Source organism: Sphingosinicella sp. YJ22 (assembly GCF_011320075.1).
Lineage (GTDB): Bacteria > Pseudomonadota > Alphaproteobacteria > Sphingomonadales > Sphingomonadaceae > Allosphingosinicella.
Map to the genome: position 1 here is coordinate 62,264 of NZ_JAANPA010000011.1, position 6,289 is coordinate 68,552.

11 protein-coding genes are annotated in these 6,289 nt (G+C 70.7%); 7 read left to right on the forward strand and 4 right to left on the reverse strand.

What is annotated here, in order from left to right; all coding sequences use genetic code 11:
• Window positions 1-48: 48 nt before the first annotated feature.
• Window positions 49-456 (reverse strand): MerR family DNA-binding protein, encoded by a 408-nt coding sequence (locus G7B71_RS06055; RefSeq protein ID WP_166038907.1) that lies wholly within the window; start codon window positions 454-456, stop codon window positions 49-51.
• Between the two features lie 108 nt (window positions 457-564).
• Window positions 565-993 (reverse strand): hypothetical protein, encoded by a 429-nt coding sequence (locus G7B71_RS06060; protein WP_166038909.1) that lies wholly within the window; start codon window positions 991-993, stop codon window positions 565-567.
• A 124-nt stretch (window positions 994-1,117) separates the two neighbouring features.
• On the opposite strand from G7B71_RS06060, the gene G7B71_RS06065 reads away from it, so the two are divergent.
• The 3 genes from G7B71_RS06065 to G7B71_RS06075 all read left to right on the forward strand — a co-directional run bounded on the left by G7B71_RS06065 (window position 1,118) and on the right by G7B71_RS06075 (window position 3,894).
• Window positions 1,118-2,545 (forward strand): S41 family peptidase, encoded by a 1,428-nt coding sequence (locus G7B71_RS06065; protein WP_243406124.1) that lies wholly within the window; start codon window positions 1,118-1,120, stop codon window positions 2,543-2,545.
• A gap of 46 nt (window positions 2,546-2,591) precedes the next feature.
• Window positions 2,592-3,194, forward strand: a complete 603-nt coding sequence (locus G7B71_RS06070; RefSeq protein WP_166038910.1) for a hypothetical protein — start codon at window positions 2,592-2,594, stop codon at window positions 3,192-3,194.
• Window positions 3,195-3,273: 79 nt separating this feature from the next.
• Window positions 3,274-3,894, forward strand: coding sequence for a hypothetical protein (locus G7B71_RS06075; RefSeq protein ID WP_166038912.1), 621 nt, complete (start codon window positions 3,274-3,276; stop codon window positions 3,892-3,894).
• 1 nt (window position 3,895) lies between these two features.
• On the opposite strand, the gene G7B71_RS06080 is transcribed toward G7B71_RS06075, so the two are convergent.
• Complete coding sequence (locus G7B71_RS06080; protein WP_166038914.1) at window positions 3,896-4,204, reverse strand: hypothetical protein; 309 nt, start codon at window positions 4,202-4,204, stop codon at window positions 3,896-3,898.
• A gap of 100 nt (window positions 4,205-4,304) precedes the next feature.
• Here G7B71_RS06080 and G7B71_RS06085 point away from each other — a divergent pair, with 100 nt between their 5' ends.
• On the forward strand, window positions 4,305-4,829 hold the full coding sequence (locus G7B71_RS06085; protein WP_166038916.1) for a hypothetical protein: 525 nt from the start codon (window positions 4,305-4,307) through the stop codon (window positions 4,827-4,829).
• A 329-nt stretch (window positions 4,830-5,158) separates the two neighbouring features.
• Here G7B71_RS06085 and G7B71_RS06090 read toward each other — a convergent pair whose 3' ends face one another.
• Window positions 5,159-5,566, reverse strand: coding sequence for a DUF4345 domain-containing protein (locus tag G7B71_RS06090; RefSeq protein ID WP_166038918.1), 408 nt, complete (start codon window positions 5,564-5,566; stop codon window positions 5,159-5,161).
• A 76-nt stretch (window positions 5,567-5,642) separates the two neighbouring features.
• Between G7B71_RS06090 and G7B71_RS06095 the strand changes: the two genes are divergently transcribed.
• From G7B71_RS06095 to G7B71_RS06105, 3 genes are all read left to right on the forward strand, one after another.
• On the forward strand, window positions 5,643-5,786 hold the full coding sequence (locus tag G7B71_RS06095) for a hypothetical protein (RefSeq protein WP_166038920.1): 144 nt from the start codon (window positions 5,643-5,645) through the stop codon (window positions 5,784-5,786).
• On the forward strand, window positions 5,783-6,034 hold the full coding sequence (locus G7B71_RS06100; protein ID WP_166038952.1) for a hypothetical protein: 252 nt from the start codon (window positions 5,783-5,785) through the stop codon (window positions 6,032-6,034). The genes G7B71_RS06095 and G7B71_RS06100 overlap by 4 nt, the downstream gene beginning before the upstream one ends.
• A gap of 70 nt (window positions 6,035-6,104) precedes the next feature.
• The coding region (locus G7B71_RS06105; RefSeq protein WP_166038954.1) for a hypothetical protein at window positions 6,105-6,289 on the forward strand (185 nt) is incomplete at its 3' end.

Consider the following 6,289-nt stretch of genomic DNA (forward strand, 5'->3'; position numbering starts at 1 on the left):
CCAAGGTTTCGGGAAGGGCGTCCGGCTTCGGGCGCCCTTTCTTCTTGCCTAGGCGGGATCGAACGCCGCGATGATCGGACAGGGGCCGCGCCGACCCGCCGCGCAGCTGTCGGCGAGTCGGGCGAGCGCCGCGCGCGCCTGTTCGAGATCAGCGATCTTCGCGTCGAGCGCGGCGATGCGGCCGGCGGCGAGCGCCCTGGCGCGGGCGCGGTCGTGCGACGCGTCGAGAGCGAGGAGCTCGCCGATTTCCTCGAGCGTGAAGCCGGCGCTCTGGGCGCTTCGGATGAAGCGCAGCCGCCGCACGTCCTCGGCGCCATAGCGCCGCACGCCCCCGCCAAGGCCGGTCCCACCGCTGCGCGGAGGCTCGGCGAGCAGGCCGCGCCGCTGATAGTAGCGCACCGTCTCGACGCCGACGCCGCCGGCCTTGGCGAGACCGGCGATCGTCATCCCATTCATCGCTAGACTCCGGACCGTGGTACGGAAGTCATATGGGCCGACCCCGATGATGGGCCAAGCGAGAAATGACGATGACGACGACCATGCTTGCGGGCGCGGGCTATTTTCTCAGCTGAGCCAGCCGGTCATCCATCGCGCGTAGGCGAAGATCGACAGGCCGAGCGCGACCGCGCCGATCGACACCCAGCGGTTGCGGCGCCCGGTCGCGACCTGCCACAGGCCGGTGAGCAGGGCGACCAGCCCGAACAGAAGCACCAGGGCGAACAGCCACAGGATCATCTCGGCTTCGTCGCCGCTGCCGGTGAACCGGCTGCCGTCCGCAAGCTCTTGGCCCGGATGGGTGAGCTCGGGCAGCGTGTAGTAAGTGACCGGCCCCATCAGCCCGAGCAGCACGAGGCCGCACAGCATCATCACCACGCCATAGCCGCGAACGGCGCGCGACGAGCGCATCTTGCGCCCGCATCTCGGACAGGTCTCGACCCGGCCCGGCGCGACGAAGCCGCAGCGCAGATCGAAGCAGGTGCTGGTGTCCGCCATGGCTCCCCTCCCCGGCCCTTTCAGTCTAGCATCGTCGCCGCGGTCGGTCACGGACGTGCCCGGGGCGGGATGACGTCCCGTCGAAAGGCTGCTAAGCGACTGATAAATCTGGAGGGATGCGGTCGTGAAGTTCAAGCGTAGCGGCGCCTTGTTGGCTTTTGTCGGTGTCTTGTCGGCGTGCGGCGGCGGCGGCGGTGGCGGTTCCTCGCCGCCGATCGGCTCGACCCCGACCCCGCCGCCCTCCGGGTCGACCTGCTCGCTCGCCGATCGCCAGAGCTGGGTCGCCGGCGAGCTGCGCGAATGGTACCTCTTCCCGGAGACCCTGCCCGCCACCAACCCAGTCGGCGCGGCGACGCTCAGCGACTTCGTCGACGCGATGACCGCGACCGCTCGGGCGCAGCGGCGCGACCGCTTCTTCACCTACGTCACCTCGATCGCCGAGGAGAACGCCTTCTTCCAGCAGGGCTCGAGCGCCGGCTTCGGCATCCGCCTGTCGATCGACTCGGCGGCGCGCCGCCTGTTCATCGCCGAGGCGTTCGAGGGCGCGCCGGCGCTCGCCGCCGGAATCGATCGCGGCACCGAGATCCTCGCGATCGGAACCAGCGCCGCGACCCTGCGCACCGTCGACTCGATCATCGCCGCGGAAGGCCCGGCCGGGATCACCAACGCGCTCGGGCCGAGCACCGCCGGCACCACCCGCGTTCTGCGGGTCACCGACTCGGCGGGCACCCGCGAGGTCACCGTGACCAAGGCCGAGTTCGCGCTTCAGCCGGTATCGAGCCGCTACGGTGCGCGGATCATCGACGATGGCGGCCGCCGCGTCGGCTACATCAATCTGCGCACCTTCATCGACACCGCGGACGGGCAGCTGCGCAACGCCTTCGCACAGCTGCGCGCGCAGGGCGTCACCGAGGTCATCGTCGACCTCAGATATAATGGCGGCGGCCTCGTCTCGATCGGCGAGCTCTTGGGCGACCTGCTCGGCGCGAACCGCGTCGGCCAGGTGTTCAGCCGCACCGTTTTCCGTCCCGAAAAGGCGGTGAACAACGACACCGACCTGTTCGGCGCGCAGGCCGAGGCGATCGCGTCGACCCGCATCGCCTTCATCGGCACCGGCGGCACCGCCTCGGCGAGCGAGCTCGTGATCAATTCCTTCCTGCCCTATCTCGGCGCCAACATCGCACTGGTCGGCACCAACACCTACGGCAAGCCGGTCGGCCAGATCGCCCGCGACCGCCCGCAATGCGACGACCGCCTGCGTGTCGTCGCCTTCGCGACTCAGAACTCGGCCGGCCAGGGCGCCTATTTCGACGGTCTCGCGCCGTTCATGCAGGCGACCTGCCGCGCCGGCGACGACCTCGCCTTCCAGCTCGGCGACCCACGCGAGGCGTCGATCCGCGCGTCATTGGACTTCCTCGCCGGCCGCGCCTGCACCGCGATCTCCGCGGCGCCGGTTGCCGGCCGCCAGGCCGCCCCGGCGGAGGCGGGACGCGAGCTGGTCAGCCCGATGCGGCCGACTCCGGCGCAGCGCGAGGTGCCCGGCTTCTTCTAGGCGCCAGGTCCTATGCGGGAGCGCCGCGGCAGGTTACGGGAGCGTCATGACCGGACGCTCTCTCGCCTTCGCCGCCCCGCTGCTCGGCCTCGCCGCCGCCGGCTGCGCCACCACCCCGCCCGCGTCGCAACAGGACGCTTTCATGGCCCGCCTCCAGGCACTGTGCGGGCAGGCGTTCGAAGGCCGCGTGGTGACGAGTGATCCCGCCGACCGCGACATGGCCGGCCAGCGGCTGGTGATGCACGTCGCCGATTGTTCGGCCGATCGGGTCCGCATCCCCTTCCATGTCGGCGACGACCGCTCGCGCACGTGGGTGATCACGCGCACCCTGGGGGGCCTGAGGCTCAAGCACGACCATCGCCATGAAGACGGCAGCGAGGACGTGCTCACCCAATATGGCGGCGACACCGCCGCGCCCGGCACCGCGTCGCGCCAGGACTTCCCGGTCGACGCGGACTCGATCGCCCTGTTCCGCCGCGAGAACCGCGCCGTTTCGGTGACCAACGTCTGGGCGGTCGAGGTTCGTGACGGCCTGTTCGCCTATGAGCTGCGCCGCCCGCCGGGGCCGAACCAGCGTCATTTCCGGGTCGAGTTCGACCTCACCCGTCCGGTCGCCGCGCCGCCGCTGCCCTGGGGCTGGCAGGGCTGAGCGCACCCGCGCGACGCAGGGCGGTTCCACGCGCACGCGAACCGCTCTAAGACGCGGCCAGACCCAAGGAGAATCCTCGATGCGCGTTGCCTTCGCTTCGTCCCTCTGCCTCGCTCTGCTGCTCGCCGCCTGCGCGCGGTCCGAGGAAGCGAGCATGGTGCCGCCGGAAGGCAATCAGGGCTACAACCGCGTCGGCCAGGTCCGTACCCCGGAGCAGGACGACCGCGAGCCGGCGATCGGCCAGTGGCGCGCCGCTCTGCAGGACGAGCGCCAGGCGCTCGAATTCGGCCCGATGGGCACCGAGCCGCTGTTCAGCCTGATGTGCGCGCCGCAGGGCGGCGGAGTCCTGCTCCAGCGCCACGGCGCGACGTCGACCGCCGGCGCCCAGCAGGCGATGCAGGTCACCATCGGCGATGTGACCGAGCGGCTGCCGGTGTCGTCCGGGGTCGGCACGATCCCGATGCAGCGCGGCGAGGCCGCGCCGACCAGCCGCACCTTCGGCCTGCTCGTCGCCTCGGCCCAGCCGATCGTCATCCGCCTCGACGACGGCTCGCCGCTGATTCTGCCGCACAGCCCTCTGGTGGGCGACTATCTGCGCGCCTGCGGCCGTCCGCAGGATACCGTTCAGCCGGGCAACGCCGCGATCGGCAACACGGCGGGCGCGGCGCCGGCGACCAACACCGCCGCGCCGGCGCAATAGGTCAGATCAGGGTCACGCAGGCCGCTGCCGACTGGGTGACGACCTCGACGATCTGGGGGTCGTCGAGCGCCTGGGCACGGTTGAGAATCTGCACCAGGGGCTCGCCCTGCTGACGCGCCTCGGCCATCTCGGCGGCGGTCTGCCCGAGGCGGACGAGCTGCTGCGCGCTCAGCCGCTCGGTCCAGATCTGCGCCATGCACTGCGCCATGCCGGCCGGCACGCCCGCCTGCTCGAGATGATCGGCTACCCCGGTCTCGACCACCTGGGAACAGCCCGCCAGGGCCAAGGCGGCCGCGGCCGTCATCGTCATCGCTAAGCGCATCATTCCTCCGAGCTTCACCGGCGTTGGCCGCATCAAGGCTTGAACGAACGCGCTGGGCTTGGAAAGGGCGCAGGGGAAGGGAGACGTCATGACCTTGCTCCGCCTATCGGGCCTGTTGCCCGTCCTCGCCCTCGCCGCCTGCGTGCCGACCACCGCGCGGCAGCCGCAGACGCAGACGCAGACGGTGGCGCCGCCGGTTCAGGTGCTGCCGCCCAGGCCGGCGCAGCAGCTGCCCGCGCCGACGCCGTCGGTCGACTGGATCGACGCGGCGCTCAGCGCCGGAGACTGGACCTACCGCCAAGGCGGATCGGCGGCGTTCGGCCCGCCCGCCAGCCCGTCCTTCGTCATCGCCTGCACCGGCGCGCGCATCCGGCTCGAGCGGACCGGCGCGGCGAGCGGGTCTCAGCTCACCATTCGCACCAGCTCGGAAGCGCGCACCCTGGCGGCGACGCCGACGGCTGGCGGTCTCGTCGCGGAGCTTGCCGCGTCGGACCAGTTGCTCGACGCGATCGCTTTCAGCCGCGGCCGCTTCTCGGTCGAGGCGCCGGGCATGGCGCGGCTCGTCATCCCCGCCTGGCCGGAGGCCGCGCGGGTGGTCGAGGAGTGCCGCTAGAGTCGGTGGAGGGAGGGCCGGGAATTCGGCCCGAGTTATCCACTGTTATGCCAAAAAAAATTTCAAACAAGACTTGATCGCCGAATCGGCGCGAATCATACTGATTCCAACAGCAACTGGCGAAAGGAGGTGATCCGATGTCTCATGGTTCAGCAGAGAGGTCGATCAGGTCCGTTCGGGAGACGAAAGCCTAAGCTTTCCAAGCTCTTCCGGGCGATCACTTTCCGATCGCTGGCCATGTATAAGGGGTCGCCGGACTTTTGTCCGGCGACCCTTGGCTTTTGTGGACTTGGGCTTTTCGTCGCAACGGCCGGGCGGCTTCTGACTCGTTACTGAGCCGCCGCGAGGCGAGCGATCCGCGCCTGCCACAGGACCAGCAACGGCGTGACGCCGAGCTCCATCGCCAGCGCCAGGCGATGCTCCCAGCCGGGTGCGCCGGAGTCCGCCAGCGACACCCCCCGCGCCAGTCCGCCGGCGACCACGATCAGGCCGAGCAGGCGGAACATCGCGCCGCGCGCCTCGATCCGCGGCACGCAGGCGACGAAGCCGATGCCGATGCCGAGCAGCAGGCCCGACAGATAGCGCATGTGACTGTCGAGGTCGGCTGGCGGCTCGGGCATCACGCCGCGGAGCATCGCCGGCCCCTCGACCACGCCGGCCAGGCCGGCCGACAGCGGCACCAGGCAGGCGGCGAGGATCGCGCCCTGCAGCAGCCGTCGCTCGCTCGCAAACCGCATGGGCTTCTCCCCCTCCACCGGAACGGCTCCTGCTCCCGGCTCGTTCATCCAGCCAAGGAAAGCAAGGAGACACGTCATGGCCGAGAAGCAGGAACGCTTCCCCAGCAAGGCGCCGCAGGAAGAGCTCATCCCCGGCAAGACCCAGAACCTGTCGTCCGCGACCCGCCAGCCGGGCGACGCGCACAATCCGACCGACCAGCTCGACAAGGCTCGGCGATGACCGGCGCGGACGGCGGCGGCCACCCAGTGCCGGAGAGCGAGGAAGCCCGGCATAACGAGATCCCCGAGCATCTCGAGGCCCGCAAGGGCGAAGGCGACGACGGCAAGGCCGCCGCGCAGCCGACGCGCCTCGTGAACCCCGACGGCGAGCCCTACGAGGCCGGCGATCTCGGCCGCGGCCCCGCGGCGCATCAGGACCGCGGCCAGAGCATTGCCGAGGCCGAGGAGGAAGGCGGCGAGCAGCCCTAACCTGCATTTGGAACTGTTCGCGGCGTGACTCGCTTGTTACGCTTCAGATACGAACAGCAGGAGACGGCCAATGGCCAATAAGCCGAAGGGAAAGTCTTCCGGTGGCGCCAGGAAGACCGGGAAGAACGACGCGCAGGACGCGGCTCGGCGCGCCGCCGAGGCGATCCCCGACGCGCTGCGCGAGGCCGGCCGCCGCGCCGCCGACCTTGCCCAGAACCCGGTCGCGCGCAGCCTGCTCGCCGCCGGCCTGGTCAC